12 protein-coding genes are annotated in these 14,169 nt (G+C 71.5%); 4 read left to right on the top strand and 8 right to left on the bottom strand.

Annotated features, from left to right (window positions below):
• Positions 1 to 77: 77 nt before the first annotated feature.
• Complete coding sequence (locus CYQ11_RS21935; RefSeq protein WP_099201121.1) at positions 78 to 1,103, bottom strand: ATP-dependent 6-phosphofructokinase; 1,026 nt, start codon at positions 1,101 to 1,103, stop codon at positions 78 to 80.
• A gap of 200 nt (positions 1,104 to 1,303) precedes the next feature.
• Here CYQ11_RS21935 and pta point away from each other — a divergent pair, with 200 nt between their 5' ends.
• The 3 genes from pta to pyk all read left to right on the top strand — a co-directional run bounded on the left by pta (position 1,304) and on the right by pyk (position 6,201).
• On the top strand, positions 1,304 to 3,400 hold the full coding sequence (pta, locus tag CYQ11_RS21930; protein ID WP_099201122.1) for a phosphate acetyltransferase: 2,097 nt from the start codon (positions 1,304 to 1,306) through the stop codon (positions 3,398 to 3,400).
• Between the two features lie 89 nt (positions 3,401 to 3,489).
• Positions 3,490 to 4,701 carry an acetate kinase gene (locus CYQ11_RS21925; RefSeq protein ID WP_099201123.1) on the top strand — a complete coding sequence of 404 codons (1,212 nt, stop codon included), beginning with the start codon at positions 3,490 to 3,492 and terminating at the stop codon, positions 4,699 to 4,701.
• Between the two features lie 72 nt (positions 4,702 to 4,773).
• Positions 4,774 to 6,201 carry a pyruvate kinase gene (gene pyk / locus CYQ11_RS21920; RefSeq protein ID WP_099201124.1) on the top strand — a complete coding sequence of 476 codons (1,428 nt, stop codon included), beginning with the start codon at positions 4,774 to 4,776 and terminating at the stop codon, positions 6,199 to 6,201.
• An 85-nt stretch (positions 6,202 to 6,286) separates the two neighbouring features.
• Here pyk and CYQ11_RS21915 read toward each other — a convergent pair whose 3' ends face one another.
• The 4 genes from CYQ11_RS21915 to CYQ11_RS21900 form a co-directional block, all read right to left on the bottom strand.
• Positions 6,287 to 7,609, bottom strand: a complete 1,323-nt coding sequence (locus CYQ11_RS21915; protein ID WP_099201125.1) for a hypothetical protein — start codon at positions 7,607 to 7,609, stop codon at positions 6,287 to 6,289.
• Positions 7,599 to 8,048, bottom strand: a complete 450-nt coding sequence (locus tag CYQ11_RS21910; RefSeq protein ID WP_099201126.1) for a DUF6114 domain-containing protein — start codon at positions 8,046 to 8,048, stop codon at positions 7,599 to 7,601. Before CYQ11_RS21910 ends, CYQ11_RS21915 begins: the two co-directional genes overlap by 11 nt.
• A 104-nt stretch (positions 8,049 to 8,152) precedes the next feature.
• Positions 8,153 to 8,782, bottom strand: coding sequence for a DUF6230 family protein (locus CYQ11_RS21905; protein ID WP_099201127.1), 630 nt, complete (start codon positions 8,780 to 8,782; stop codon positions 8,153 to 8,155).
• Between the two features lie 588 nt (positions 8,783 to 9,370).
• Positions 9,371 to 10,336: a tetratricopeptide repeat protein gene (locus tag CYQ11_RS21900; protein ID WP_181143744.1), complete on the bottom strand. Its 966-nt coding sequence runs from the start codon at positions 10,334 to 10,336 to the stop codon at positions 9,371 to 9,373.
• 251 nt (positions 10,337 to 10,587) lie between these two features.
• On the opposite strand from CYQ11_RS21900, the gene CYQ11_RS21895 reads away from it, so the two are divergent.
• Positions 10,588 to 11,262, top strand: coding sequence for a TetR/AcrR family transcriptional regulator (locus tag CYQ11_RS21895; RefSeq protein WP_099201129.1), 675 nt, complete (start codon positions 10,588 to 10,590; stop codon positions 11,260 to 11,262).
• A 93-nt stretch (positions 11,263 to 11,355) separates the two neighbouring features.
• Here CYQ11_RS21895 and icmA read toward each other — a convergent pair whose 3' ends face one another.
• The 3 genes from icmA to CYQ11_RS21880 form a co-directional block, all read right to left on the bottom strand.
• Positions 11,356 to 13,056, bottom strand: a complete 1,701-nt coding sequence (gene icmA, locus CYQ11_RS21890) for a coenzyme B12-dependent isobutyryl-CoA mutase large subunit (RefSeq protein WP_099201130.1) — start codon at positions 13,054 to 13,056, stop codon at positions 11,356 to 11,358.
• A 131-nt stretch (positions 13,057 to 13,187) separates the two neighbouring features.
• Positions 13,188 to 13,520 carry a DUF3817 domain-containing protein gene (locus CYQ11_RS21885; RefSeq protein ID WP_099201131.1) on the bottom strand — a complete coding sequence of 111 codons (333 nt, stop codon included), beginning with the start codon at positions 13,518 to 13,520 and terminating at the stop codon, positions 13,188 to 13,190.
• Between the two features lie 77 nt (positions 13,521 to 13,597).
• A complete protein-coding gene (locus tag CYQ11_RS21880) occupies positions 13,598 to 14,152 on the bottom strand; it encodes a MarR family winged helix-turn-helix transcriptional regulator (protein WP_099201132.1) in 555 nt (184 codons plus the stop codon).
• Positions 14,153 to 14,169: the final 17 nt, after the last annotated feature.

The following is a 14,169-nucleotide window of genomic DNA, read 5'->3' as shown; positions in this document are numbered from 1 at the left end:
CAGCGCAGCGCCCCGACCGGTTTCCCGGTCGGGGCGCTGCGCTGTGCCGTGTGTACGGCGACGGTGTACGGGCCGGGCTAGAAGACCGACTCGGCCTCGTCCATCCGGTTCTCGGGGACGCGCTTGAGCTCGGTGGTCGCCTCCGCCAGCGGCACCATGCGGATGTCGGTGCCCTTGAGCGCGGTCATCTTGCCGAAGTCGCCCCGGTGCGCGGCCTCGACGGCGTGCCAGCCGAAGCGGGTGGCGAGGACGCGGTCGTACGCGGTGGGCGTGCCGCCGCGCTGGACGTGGCCGAGGATGACCGGGCGGGCCTCCTTGCCCAGGCGGCGCTCCAGCTCGCCGGCGAGCTTGGTGCCGATGCCGGCGAAGCGCTCGTGACCGAACTGGTCTATGGCGCCCTTCTTGTAGTCCATCGTCCCCTCGGCGGGGTGCGCGCCCTCGGCGACACAGATGACGGCGAACTTCTTGCCCCGGGCGAAGCGCTCCTCGACCATGGAGGCGAGATCGGCCGGGTCGAAGGCGCGCTCGGGGAGGCAGATGCCGTGGGCGCCGCCGGCCATGCCGGACTCCAGGGCGATCCAGCCGGCGTGGCGGCCCATGACCTCGACGACCATCACCCGCTGGTGGGACTCGGCGGTGGTCTTGAGACGGTCGATGGCCTCGGTGGCGACCCCGACGGCGGTGTCGAAACCGAAGGTGCGGTCCGTGGAGGAGATGTCGTTGTCGATGGTCTTGGGCACACCGACGACGGGCAGGCCGGCGTCCGAGAGCATCCGGGCGGCGGTCAGCGTGCCCTCGCCGCCGATGGGGATGAGGACGTCGATGCCGTATTCACGGGCGAGTTCCTTGGAGCTCTCGCAGGCCTCGCGCAACCGGGCGCGTTCCAGGCGGGAGGAGCCGAGGATGGTGCCGCCACGGGCCAGGATGCCGCTGACGGCGTCCAGGTCGAGCTTGCGGTGGCGGCCGTCGAGCAGGCCCTTGAAGCCGTCCTCGAAGCCGATGACCTCGTCACCGTGGCCGACGACGGCCCGGTGCACCACCGAGCGGATGACGGCGTTCAGACCAGGGCAGTCGCCGCCCGCGGTGAGGACTCCGATGCGCATCGTGCTGTGTCTCCTGCTCGCTACTGGTACCTGTGAGCCGGATCGATTGTTTCACGGCCCGGTAGGTAGTGCCGCACACTCCACCGCCACCCTCCTGACGAGCGCCTTATCCACGACCGCAGGTATTGTCAAGAGGTAAAGCCCACCCTAACGGGTATTTTTCAGAGACAGATCACGGCAAAGGATCAAGGAGAGCACGCGTGACGCGCAGCGTGTACGTGACCGGGACCGACCGGGGCGACGGGCGCCAGGTCATCGAGCTGGGAGTCATGGAGCTCCTCACCCGCCATGTGGACCGGGTGGGCGTCTTCCGCCCCCTCTTCCACGGTGACGGGCCCGACCGCCTCTTCGACCTGCTGCGGTCGCGCTACCGGCTGACCCAGTCCGCGGAGAGCGTCGTCGGCATGACCTACGGCGAGGCGGCCGACCTCCAGGCCGAGCGCGGCACGGACGAGCTGGTCTCCCGCCTCGTCGAGCGCTTCCACGCCGTCGCCCGCGACTACGAGTACGTCGTCGTGCTCGGCACCGACTTCGCCGGCACCACCCTCCCCGACGAGCTCGCCCTGAACGCGCGCCTGGCGAACGAGTTCGCCGCCTCCGTCATCACGGTCGTCGGCGGCCAGGAGCAGTCGGCCGAGTCCGTGCGCGCCGAGGCCCGCAACGCCTACCGCGCCTACGAGACGCTGGGCTGCGACGTCGTCGCCCTGGTCGTCAACCGCATCGCCCCGGCCGACCGCGAGGCCGTCGCCGAGCGGCTCTCGGCGAGCCTGCCGGTGCCCTGCTACGCGCTGCCGGAGGACCCCTCGCTCTCGGCGCCCACCGTGCGCCAGATCGTGCAGAAGCTGGGCGCCGAGGTGCTGCTGGGCGACGACGCCGGGCTCTCGCGCGACGCCAAGGACTTCGTCTTCGGCGGCGCCATGCTGCCGGTCTTCCTGCCCGCCCTGACCGAGGGCTGCCTGGTGGTCACCCCCGGCGACCGCGTGGACCTGATCGTCGGCGCGCTCGCCGCGCACAGCGCCGGCGCCCCGCCCATCGCGGGCGTGCTGCTGACCCTGGACGAGCGGCCGGGCCCGGACATCCTGGCGCTCGCGGGCCGGCTGGCCCCGGGCACCCCGGTCGTCTCGGTGCCGGGCGGCTCCTTCCCGACCGCGGCCGAGCTGTTCGCGGTCGAGGGCAAGCTGGAGACGTCCTCGCCGCGCAAGGCCGAGACCGCGCTGGGCCTCTTCGAGCGGCACGTCGACGTGGCCGAGCTGACCGACCGGATCTCCGTGGCCCGCTCCGGCCGCGTCACGCCGATGATGTTCGAGCACGAGCTGATCGAGCGGTCCCGCTCCGCCCGCCGCCGCGTCGTCCTGCCCGAGGGCACCGAGGAGCGCGTGCTGCGCGCCGCCGACGTGCTGCTGCGCCGCGACGTGTGCGACCTGATCCTGCTGGGCGAGGAGGAGGCCATCCGCAAGCGCGCCGCCGAGCTGGGCATCGACCTGGCCGACGCGCAGCTCATCGACCCGCAGACCTCGCCGCTGCGCGACCGCTTCGCCGAGATCTACGCCAAGGTGCGCGCCCACAAGGGCATGACCGTCGAGCTGGCCCACGACGTGGTCGCCGACGTCTCCTACTTCGGCACCCTGATGGTCCAGGAGGGCCTGGCCGACGGCATGGTCTCGGGCGCGGTCCACTCCACCGCCGCGACCATCCGCCCCGCCTTCGAGATCATCAAGACCGCGCCCGGCGCGCAGATCGTCTCCTCGGTCTTCTTCATGTGCCTGGCCGACCGGGTCCTCGTCTACGGCGACTGCGCGGTCAACCCAGACCCGAACGCCGAGCAGCTCGCGGACATCGCCATCCAGTCCGCCGCGACCGCCACCCAGTTCGGCGTGGAGCCGCGGATCGCGATGCTGTCGTACTCCACCGGCACCTCCGGCTCCGGCGCGGACGTCGACAAGGTCCGCAAGGCCACCGAGCTGGTGCGCGAGCGCCGCCCGGACCTCCTCGTCGAGGGCCCCATCCAGTACGACGCCGCCGTGGACCCGGCCGTCGCGCAGACCAAGCTCCCCGGCTCCGAGGTGGCCGGCAAGGCCACGGTGCTGGTCTTCCCGGACCTCAACACCGGCAACAACACCTACAAGGCCGTGCAGCGCTCGGCCGGCGCCGTCGCCGTCGGCCCGGTCCTCCAGGGCCTGCGCAAACCCGTCAACGACCTCTCCCGCGGCGCGCTGGTGCAGGACATCGTCAACACCGTCGCCATCACCGCCATCCAGGCCCAGGGCGAGCAGCGCGGCGAGCGCACGGAACCCTGACGCGGACGCCGGGCCGGGGCACGCCGCCCCGGCCCCGCCGGCCACCGACCCTCAACGCTCCCCCACCACCCCCGCAACCGGAAAGCCCTATGTCTGCCAACGCCACCCGCGTCCTCGTCCTCAACTCCGGCTCCTCGTCCGTCAAGTACCAGCTGCTCGACATGGCCGACGGCGCCCGGCTGGCCGTCGGCCTGGTCGAGCGCATCGGCGAGGAGACCTCACGGCTGGCGCACACCCCGCTCGCCACGGGCGGCGAGAAGCGCGAGCGCCTGGAGCCCATCGCCGACCACGCCGCCGCCCTGGGCGCCGTCGCCGAGGAGCTGGCCGCCGACGGCCTGGGCCTGGACTCGCCGGAGCTGGCCGCCATCGGGCACCGCGTGGTGCACGGCGGCAAGAAGTTCACCGAGCCGACCGTCGTCACGGACGAGGTCATGGCGGAGATCGAGCGGCTGATCCCGGTCGCGCCGCTGCACAACCCCGCCAACATCACCGGCATCCGCACCGCCCAGGCGCTGCGCCCCGACCTCCCGCAGGTCGCCGTCTTCGACACCGCCTTCCACACGACGATGCCGGAGGCCGCCGCCCGGTACGCCATCGACGTCGAGACGGCCGACGCGCACCGGGTGCGCCGCTACGGCTTCCACGGCACCTCCCACGCGTACGTCTCCCGCGCCACGGCCGAGCTGCTGGGCAAGGACCCCTCCGAGGTCAACGTCATCGTGCTGCACCTGGGCAACGGCGCGTCCGCCTCGGCGGTCGAGGGCGGCCGCTGCGTCGACACCTCGATGGGCCTGACCCCGCTGGAGGGCCTGGTCATGGGCACCCGCTCGGGTGACGTCGACCCCGCGGTGATCTTCCACCTGGCGCGCAACGCCGGCATGTCCGTCGACGAGATCGACTCGCTCCTGAACAAGAAGAGCGGTCTCATCGGACTGTGCGGCGACAACGACATGCGCGAGATCCGCCGGCGCATCGACGAGGGCGACGAGCGGGCGGCACTCGCCTTCGACATCTACGTGCACCGGCTGAAGAAGTACATCGGCGCCTACTACGCGGTCCTCGGCAAGGTCGACGCCGTGGCCTTCACCGCCGGCGTGGGCGAGAACGCGGCGCCCGTGCGGGAGGCCGCCGTAGCCGGTCTGGAGGAGCTGGGGCTGGTCGTGGACGCCGGTCTCAACGAGATCCGCTCCGGCGAGGCGCGGCTGATCTCCCCCGAGTACGCCCGGGTCGCGGTCGCCGTGGTCCCGACGGACGAGGAGCTGGAGATCGCCACCCAGACGTACGCGCTGGTCAGCTCTTGATCGCCGGCCTTTCCTTGGTCGTTCCCACAGCTCGAATATTCCGCTCCGAAACAAACCGATAGGATCTGCCCCATGCGCCGTTCCAAAATCGTCTGCACCCTGGGCCCTGCCGTCGACTCCTTCGACCAGCTGAAGACGCTGATCGAGGCCGGTATGAACGTGGCCCGCTTCAACATGAGCCACGGGACCCACTCGGAGCACGAGGAGCGGTACCACCGCCTCCGCAAGGCCTCGGAGGAGACCGGCCGGGCGGTCGGCGTGCTGGCCGACCTCCAGGGCCCGAAGATCCGCCTGGAGACCTTCGCGGACGGCCCGGTGGAGCTGGTGCGCGGTGACGAGTTCGTCATCACCACCGAGGACGTCCCCGGCGACAAGACGATCTGCGGCACGACCTACAAGGGCCTGCCCGGCGACGTCGTCAAGGGCGACCAGGTCCTGATCAACGACGGCAACGTCGAGCTGCGCGTCACCGAGGTCGACGGCGCCCGGGTCAAGACGATCGTCATCGAGGGCGGCGTCATCTCCGACCACAAGGGCATCAACCTGCCCGGTGCGGCGGTGAACGTCCCGGCGCTGTCCGAGAAGGACATCGAGGACCTCAAGTTCGCGCTCGCGATGGGCTGCGACATGGTCGCGCTGTCCTTCGTCCGCGACGCCGCCGACGTGCGCGACGTGCACCGCGTCATGGACGAGGTGGGCCGCCGGGTGCCGGTCATCGCCAAGGTCGAGAAGCCGCAGGCCGTCGAGAACATGGCCGAGGTCGTCATGGCCTTCGACGGTGTGATGGTGGCCCGTGGCGACCTGGCCGTGGAGTACCCGCTGGAGCGCGTCCCGCTGGTGCAGAAGCGCCTCATCGAGATGTGCCGCCGCAACGCCAAGCCGGTGATCGTCGCGACCCAGATGATGGAGTCGATGATCACCAACTCGCGCCCGACGCGCGCCGAGGCGTCCGACGTCGCCAACGCGATCCTGGACGGTGCGGACGCGGTCATGCTCTCCGCGGAGTCGTCGGTCGGCGCCTACCCGATCGAGACGGTCAAGACGATGTCCCGCATCGTCGAGGCGGCCGAGCAGGAGCTGCTCTCCAAGGGCCTCCAGCCGCTGGTGCCGGGCAAGAAGCCGCGCACGCAGGGCGGTTCCGTGGCCCGCGCCGCGTGCGAGATCGCGGACTTCCTGGGCGCCAAGTCGCTGGTCGCCTTCACCAAGTCCGGTGACACCGCCCGCCGCCTGTCCCGCTACCGCGCGGCCCAGCCCATCCTGGCCTTCACCACGGACGCCTCGACCCGCAACCAGCTCACGCTGAGCTGGGGCGTGGAGACGTACGTCGTGCCGCACGTGGACAACACCGACGCGATGGTCGACCTGGTCGACGCCGAGCTGCTGAAGCTCCAGCGCTACAACGCCGGCGACACCATGATCATCACCGCCGGCTCCCCGCCCGGCGTCCCGGGCACGACCAACATGGTCCGGGTCCACCACCTGGGCGGCGAGAGCCGCTGACGCGTGGAAGGCGCCGGACGGGCTGGATCTCCAGCCCGTCCGGCGCCTTCCGCGTATCCGGGTCCGCGAAGCCCGAGGTCAGCGTCTAGGGATACGTTCCTTCAGTCAGGTACTGGTGCAGGTTCGGGATGTGCAGCGTCCCGCCGAACTGGCCCGCCTGACGGATCTTGACGTTCGTGAAGAAGATCGGAATCGGCAGCTTCAGCCCGGGTATCAGCGGCGGCACACTCGTCGGCGACTGCGTCGACGGGATCAGCCCGAGCAGATTGCCCTTCAGCTCCTCCGTGTACATCGTGATCCTGCCGCCGGAGACCGTGGAGTTCGTCCCCTTGCCGGTCACGTGGTACTGCCGGCCCTGGCTGTTCACGATCTGGTGCAGGTCCTGGATCTCCAGCATGTCCGCCGTGAACTTCAGAACGGACTTCTGCTCCCCGTTCACCGTCCTGATCCGCTTGACGCCCTCATAGGTCAGACCGTGCAGGGTGAGCTTGCTCGCCTCCAGGTACCACGGCTGGTTCGGGAAGGCCCGGTGCTCGTTCTCGTCCACGACCGTGCCCTTGGGACACGGCGGAAGCTCGCCGGGGCTGCCGGAGGCGGACGGGCTCGGCGACGGCGACGCGGAGGCGGAGGCCGAGGGAGAGGCGGACGGGGACGGGGACCCGGACGGCTTCGGGACGACGCCCGGCCCGGCGGAACCACCGGGCGTGGGGGCCACCTTGGGCGCGTCCTTCGCCTTGCCGGGCGCCGCGGCGGACGCGGACGGCGCCGTGGACGGCTTGGGTGACGCGGACGGCGCGGGGGCCGGCTTCGCGCCGCCGCCCGTGACGCCACTGAGGACGTCGTGGAGCTTGTCGCCCAGGCCCAGCGGGTCCAGGATGCTTCCCGGCTTGGCCGCGGACGGGGTCGGCGAGGCGGTGGGCGCCGACGGCGCCGGTGCGGGCTTCGCGACGCCGGGCGTACCGGCCGGGGACGGCTTGCCCGCGGCCTCCGGCTTCGCCGCCGTCCCGGCCTTGTCGGCCGTCTCGGTCTTCTCGGCCTTGTCACCCTCGCCGGGCTTCTCCGCCTCGTCCGCCTTCTGCGCGTCCTCGGGCTTCGCCGACGGCGTCGACGCCCCCGGCGACGGCGTGGGCGACGTGCTCGCCCCCGGGCTCGGCTGGTCGGCGCCGTCCGGTGCCGGGGCGCACGCCCCTTCGAAGAGCTGGCCCGGCGACGGCGGCTTGGCCGAGGCCAGGGTCGGGGTCAGGCCCATGCCCATCAGGACGGCGCCGGGCATGGCCGCCAGGGCGACCGCCTTGCCGGCCGGCATGTGCAGCCGGGCCAGCAGCGGTCTGCGCGGGGCGGCATGCCGGGGGGTCGTTCTCGCGAGGCCCTCCGGGCCGCCGCTCTCGTGTTCCTCGTCAGTCGGCACTGGGGCTCCCGGCGGTCTTCTCAGCGGGTGCTTCGGGCAGCGGCTTGCCCGGCATCCAGGACACCCCCAGGCCACCGCCGACGAGGGCGAGCAGGAAGCCGACCAGGAACGCCCCGAAGTTCGAGACGACCAGTGAGACCAGGGCGAGCAGGATCGCGGCGACCCCCGCGAAGACCCGCGACTGCGGCTGGAACCACATGGTCAGGCCGAGCACGATCAGCAGCACGCCGATGATCAGCGAGCCGGCTCCGGCCGTGGTGGCCAGGCGGATGTGCAGGTCGCCCAGCGTCATGGTCTGGTACGGGATGTACATGATCGGGACGCCGGCCAGGATGCACAACAACCCGCCCCAGAAAGGCCGTCGGCCCCGCCAGTCCCAGAATGAACTGCGGGTACGGCCGAGAGTGTCGAACAGCCGTGGTCGCGTGTCGGCGCTCATGGTGTACAGCTCCTCGGGACTGGCGAATCGGTGACGCGTGCTGCGGCGGGGACGTACGGGCACGGGAGGACGGCCCGCCGCCCCGCACCCGTCCGTTCAGCGCGTCAGTTGGGGCACTTGGCGGCACCCATGCTGACGCCCATGTGGAGACCGGGAAGGGTGAACGTACCCGCCGAGGTCGCCCAGGCGCGCTGGTTGACGTCGGTGAACTCCACCTCGTCCGCCTGCTGCGCGAACGAACCCGGTACGTACGCACCGCGGCCGTCCTTGCCCGGCGTGGCGGGGCCCGGCCCCTTGTTCGTGGCATCGACCGCCACACCGATGTCCACGTTGGTGAACGTGGCGTTGGCCGAGAGGTCGTCGGCGTCGATGAAGAGCTTCGTCGCCTCCACCTGCTTGCCGCCCTCGCCGGCCGTCAGCTTCATCGACACGTCGCCGAACGGCGTCGGGATGGTCACCGCCTGGCAGAGGTTGGTGATCTCCGCCTCGTTGATGCCGACGACCGCGACGGGCTTGTTCCCGTTCTTGGTGACGTCGTTCGCGCCGTACTGCACGAACCCCTTGCCGTGCAGCCGCTTGGCCGTCACCTGGAACTGCTGGCCCGACACACTGAACGACGCCGCCAGCGCGCCCTGCGCGAGGGCCACGCCTATCGCGGCCGTTGCCGCGACGCTCGGCACCATGACGACGGCGAACCGCCGCCATCTGGTCCCACCACGAGTCTGGGACTTCACGACTTTCCTCCTTCTCGGACGTACACCCCCGGCACGCGCTGTGCGCCCGTGCCCGGAATGGGAGAAGAGCTACGTCCTCGGGAAGAAGAGCGCCGTCGCGTGAGACGGCGCCAACCGCGCCCGATACACACCGGCGTTCACCCCCGAGCGACAACCACTGACCGTGCGCTCACACGGCCTCGGGGGCAGGCTCCGCCTCGGCGGAGACCCCCCTGCCCCGGGAGCCGGCCCGGCTGTCGCCGCACCGGCTGCTCGGTGGGGACCCACGAACCCGCGCGCCGACCGGATGCCGGGCGCGGGGATGGACCGAGCGTGCGGCCGATCGTGGTGCATTCGCGGCCGGGGCACAAGAGGTTGATTACTGGCGAGTAACGGGCGGATAACCGAAGGGAGTCCGGTCCGCATCGCCGGACCGCCGAGGAGCACCGGAGCGTGTCCGGACACGAGGGGGGAAAAAGCGAAGAACCCGGACGAAGGTCCGGGTTCTTCTTACTCGCAGTAACCGATGCCCCGTTTACCAAGATTTGGCAAAGTGAGGCCCTGTGTCCCCTGGGACACAGGAGGGATGAGGTTCCGTGCGGGGGCGCCTCAGAACAGGGCGCGCGACAGCGCGGTGCGCGCGGCCGTCACCCGCGGGTCGTCGGGACCGATGACCTCGAACAGCTCCAGCAGCCGAACCCGGGCCGCGTCGCGGTCCTCGCCCGCGGTCCGCTTCACCGCCTCGATCAGCCGGCCGAAGGCGTCCTGGACGTGACCGCCGGCCAGATCCAGGTCCGCCGCGGCGATCTGCGCCCGGGCGTCGCCCGGCGCGTCGGCGGCCGCCTTGCGGACCTGCTGGGGGTCCATGCCCTGGACCCGCTGCAACAGCTCGGCCTGGGCCAGGCCCAGCTTCGCCTCGGGGTTGCCCGGGTCGTCGGACAGCACGTTCTTGTAGGCCCGGACGGCGCCGCCCAGGTCACCGGCGTCCAGCGCGTCGTGCGCGGCGCCCAGCGCGGAGTCGTACGGGGTCGCGGGAGCCTGCGGCGCCGCCGGGACGCCCTCGCCCTCCCCGGCCGGGGCGCCGACGATGCCGAAGCGCTGCTCGGCCACCGCGACGAGCTGGTCCAGCACCTGCCGGACCTGCGCCTCGGGCGCGGCACCCTGGAAGAGTGGCAGGGCCTGCCCGGCCACCACCGCGAAGACCGCCGGGATGGACTGCACGCCGAACTGCTGGAACAGCAGCTGATTGGCCTCGACGTCGACCTTGGCGAGGACGAACCGGCCGGCGTACTCCTGGGCCAGCCGCTCCAGCAGCGGGCCGAGCTGCTTGCAGGGCTCGCACCAGTCGGCCCAGAAGTCGATGACGACGGGCACTTCGGCGGAGCGCTGCAGGACGTCGAGCTCGAAGCCCGCCTCGTCGACGTCGAAGACCAGGGGGCCCGCGCCGGCACCCGGCACGCCGCCCTGGCGCGCCGCTTCGGCCCGCGCCTGCTCGGCCTTCTGCTTCGCCTCCCCGGCCGCCTTCACCGCGGCGAGGTCGACCACTCCACTCATGGACATGTTCCGTGGCTGCATGGGCCCATCCTCCCCCCTCAGCGCCGGTGATCGGAAAAAGTGCGCCCTCAGCGTGATTCCGTACCGTGAAACCCTGAACCTGTAGCGGTTCGCTGTCGACGCCGGGTCCCCACCAGGCGTCCGTGGTTGTCGCTCTTACGCTACGAGTCGTAGCGTAACTGGATCCCCGGCTTCAGCGGTCGGCACGCCCGGTGATCTGGCTCACATTCCCGGGCCCGCTTCTTGCCCTACTCGGCGGTAAGGTCGCTGCCATGACCTCCGCCCCCTCCCCCGCGCGCCGCCCCGGCGCCAGCCGCACGGGCCGGCCGCGCAGCGCGGACGCCGACCGCGCGATCCTCACCGCGACGCGTGCGGCGCTGGTCGAACTCGGCTGGGGAAAGCTGACCCTGGGGGACGTGGCGGCCCGCGCCGGCGTGGCCAAGACGACCCTCTACCGCCGCTGGGCGGGCAAGAACGAGCTGGTCGTGGACGCGGTGGCGGCTCTCTTCGACGAGCACCTCGAACTGCCGGACCGCGGCAGTCTGCACGCGGACGTCGAGGGCGTCGTCCTCCAGTTCGCGGCCCTGCTGGAACGCCCGGAGACGAAGACGGCACTGATGGCCGTGGTGGCGGAGTCGACCCGGGACGACGCCCTGCGCGACCGCATCCGCTCCGCGATCGTCGACCGTCAGAAGTCCCTGGTCCTGCTCGGCCGCGAACGCGCGCAACTGCGCGGCGAGCTGCCGCGCGAGGAGGACGGCGCGGCCGCCGCGCGCACCGCGGACCTGATCTTCGACGTCATCGCGGGCGCGGTCGTCCACCGCACGCTGGTCAGCGCGGAACCGGTGGACGCGGAGTGGGCACGCGGCTTCACGGCCCTGCTGGTGGGGGGCCTGACGGCGGTGGCGGTGCCCGGGGCCGCCGGGGGCCGGGCCCCGGACGCGTAGGCGCGCGGCCCCGGGGCGGGACGTGGCGCTCAGACGGACGAACCGGTCGCGCGGGATCCCGCGCGACCGGTTCGTCCGTCTGAGCGCGGGGCGTCAGAAGCCCGGCGGCTCCGTGTACGTCCCCCACTCGTCCCGCAGGACGCCGCAGATCTCACCCAGCGTGGCTTCGGCCCGTACCGCCTCCAGCATGGGGCCGATCATGTTCGAGCCGTCGCGGGCGGCGGCCAGCATGGCGTCGAGGGAGGCGCGGACCTTCGCGTCGTCGCGCTCGGCCTTGCGGTCGGCGAGGACGCGGACCTGCTCGCGCTCCACCTCGTGGCTGACGCGCAGGATCTCCAGGTCGCCGGTGACCGAGCCGTCGTGGCAGTTGACGCCGACGACACGCTTGGCGCCCTTCTCCAGGGCCTGCTGGTAGCGGAAGGCGCTCTCGGCGATCTCGCCCGTGAACCAGCCGTCCTCGATGCCGCGCAGGATGCCGGACGTGATGGGCCCGATGGGGTGCTTCCCGTCGGGGTGCGCCCGCAGGCCGCGCTCCTTGATCTGCTCGAAGATCTTCTCGGCGTCGGCCTCGATGCGGTCGGTGAGCTGTTCGACGTACCAGGAGCCGCCCAGCGGGTCGGCGACGTTGGCCACGCCCGTCTCCTCCATCAGCACCTGCTGGGTGCGCAGCGCGATCTCGGCGGCCTGCTCGCTGGGCAGGGCGAGGGTCTCGTCGAGGGCGTTGGTGTGCAGGGAGTTGGTGCCGCCGAGCACGGCGGCCAGCGCCTCCACGGCCGTGCGGACGACGTTGTTGTACGGCTGCTGGGCGGTCAGCGAGACGCCCGCGGTCTGGGTGTGGAAGCGCAGCCACTGGGCCTTGTCGGTCTTCGCGCCGTAGACCTCCTTCATCCAGCGGGCCCAGATGCGGCGGGCGGCGCGGAACTTGGCGATCTCCTCGAAGAAGTCGACGTGCGCGTCGAAGAAGAACGACAGGCCGGGCGCGAAGACGTCGACGTCCAGGCCGCGGGAGAGGCCCAGCTCCACGTAGCCGAAGCCGTCCGCGAGGGTGTAGGCGAGCTCCTGCGCGGCCGTCGCCCCCGCCTCACGGATGTGGTAGCCGGAGACGGACAGCGGCTTGTAGGCGGGGATGGAACGCGCGCAGTGCTCCATCAGGTCGCCGATCAGGCGCAGGTGGGGCTCGGGCTGGAAGAGCCACTCCTTCTGCGCGATGTACTCCTTGAAGATGTCCGTCTGCAGGGTGCCGTTGAGCACCGACGTGTCGACGCCCTGGCGCTCGGCGGCCACGAGGTACATGCAGAAGGCCGGGACGGCCGGGCCGCTGATGGTCATGGACGTGGTGACGTCGCCGAGCGGGATGTCCTTGAAGAGGATCTCCATGTCGGCGGCGGAGTCGATGGCGACGCCGCAGTGGCCGACCTCGCCCAGGGAGCGCGGGTCGTCGGAGTCGCGGCCCATGAGGGTGGGCATGTCGAAGGCCACCGAGAGGCCGCCCCCACCGTTGGCGAGGATCATCTTGTAGCGCTCGTTGGTCTGCTCGGCGTTGCCGAAGCCGGCGAACTGCCGGATCGTCCAGGTGCGGCCGCGGTAGCCGGTCGCGTACAGCCCGCGCGTGAAGGGGTACTCGCCGGGCCAGCCGATGCGCTCGAAACCCGCGTACGTGTCCCCCTCGCGGGGGCCGTAGACCGGCTCGACGTCGTCGCCCGAGAGCGTGGTGAAGTCGGCGTCGCGCTTGCGGGCCTTGTCGAACCGGGCCTGCCAGCGGCTGCGTCCCGCCTCGATCGCACTTGCGTCCATGTGGTGCCGTCCGCCTCTGTCGGGTCCCCGCGCCAAGCGAGAAGAAAATTTACTAGGACGTCCTACTAAATTTTCGCGCAAGAGAGCCCCGGACACAAGGGGGGTGTCCGGGGCGGGGTGTCGCGGTGGCGTCAGGCCCGCACGGGGCCGGCCTGAGCCGCGACCAGCGGCTCCAGGTCACGCGTGGCCTTGCGCTCGACGAAGAACGCGGCCAGTGGGATCGTGCCCGCGACCAGCGTCCACACCAGCCGGCCGAACGGCCACTTGGCCTTGGAGGCCATGTCGAAGGCGAAGACCAGGTACACGACGAACAGCCAGCCGTGCGCGATGGCGATGACGCGGACCGGACCCGAGACGTCCATGTCCAGCCCGTATTTGGCGATCATGCCGATCGTCAGGAGGAGGAGCAGCACACCCGTGACGTAGGCCATGGCGCGGTAGCGGGTCAGCACGCTTTGTTTCATGCGTCGAGCGTAACGGCACGATCCGGGGCGATCTTCGCCGCCCCGCCCTGGAGTTGCCCGCCGTGTCGCCCGCCCGGCTACGCGTCCGCCCGGTCCCGCCCGGCCGGCTCGCCCTGCTCGTCCCGCTCGTCGGCGAAGTCCTCCGCCGCCACCCGCAGCGGCCGCAACATGCGGAAGATCTCCCCGCACTCCTCGGCGTCGTACACCCCGAGGCCGAAGTCCATCGCCATCAGGTCGCGCGTGGCCGACTCCACGACCTCGCGGCCCTTGTCGGTGATCGAGGCGAGGGTGCCGCGCCCGTCGTTGGGGTTGGGCCGCTTGGCCACCAGGCCCGCGGTGACCAGGCGGTCCACGGTGTTGGTCACCGAGGTGGGGTGCACCATCAGACGCTCGCCGATCTTCGACATCGGCAGCTCGCCCGCCCGGGAGAAGGTCAGCAGCACCAGGGCCTCGTAGCGCGCGAAGGTGAGCCCGTAGGGCTTCACGACCGCGTCGACCTGGCCGAGCAGGATCTGCTGGGCCCGCATGATCGAAGTGATCGCGGCCATGGCCGGCACGGAGCCCCAGCGCTGCTTCCAGAGCTCGTCGGCGCGGGCGATGGGGTCGAACGGGAGGCTGAGGGGCTTCGGCACGCGTCGAGCCTACCGGG

This window comes from Streptomyces cinnamoneus, from assembly GCF_002939475.1.
Taxonomy (GTDB): domain Bacteria; phylum Actinomycetota; class Actinomycetes; order Streptomycetales; family Streptomycetaceae; genus Streptomyces; species Streptomyces cinnamoneus_A.
The sequence above is the reverse complement of the archived record's forward strand: the minus strand, read 5'-3'. Positions and strand labels throughout refer to the sequence as shown.

What these genes read in the sequence shown, in the direction of transcription:
- CYQ11_RS21935 (WP_099201121.1), bottom strand. Translation starts at nt 1,103, where the DNA reads ATGCGCATCGGAGTCCTCACCGCGGGCGGCGACTGCCCTGGTCTGAAC.
- CYQ11_RS21925 (WP_099201123.1), top strand. Translation starts at nt 3,490, where the DNA reads ATGTCTGCCAACGCCACCCGCGTCCTCGTCCTCAACTCCGGCTCCTCG.
- pyk (WP_099201124.1), top strand. Translation starts at nt 4,774, where the DNA reads ATGCGCCGTTCCAAAATCGTCTGCACCCTGGGCCCTGCCGTCGACTCC.
- CYQ11_RS21910 (WP_099201126.1), bottom strand. Translation starts at nt 8,048, where the DNA reads ATGAGCGCCGACACGCGACCACGGCTGTTCGACACTCTCGGCCGTACC.
- CYQ11_RS21900 (WP_181143744.1), bottom strand. Translation starts at nt 10,336, where the DNA reads ATGCAGCCACGGAACATGTCCATGAGTGGAGTGGTCGACCTCGCCGCG.
- CYQ11_RS21895 (WP_099201129.1), top strand. Translation starts at nt 10,588, where the DNA reads ATGACCTCCGCCCCCTCCCCCGCGCGCCGCCCCGGCGCCAGCCGCACG.
- icmA (WP_099201130.1), bottom strand. Translation starts at nt 13,056, where the DNA reads ATGGACGCAAGTGCGATCGAGGCGGGACGCAGCCGCTGGCAGGCCCGG.
- CYQ11_RS21885 (WP_099201131.1), bottom strand. Translation starts at nt 13,520, where the DNA reads ATGAAACAAAGCGTGCTGACCCGCTACCGCGCCATGGCCTACGTCACG.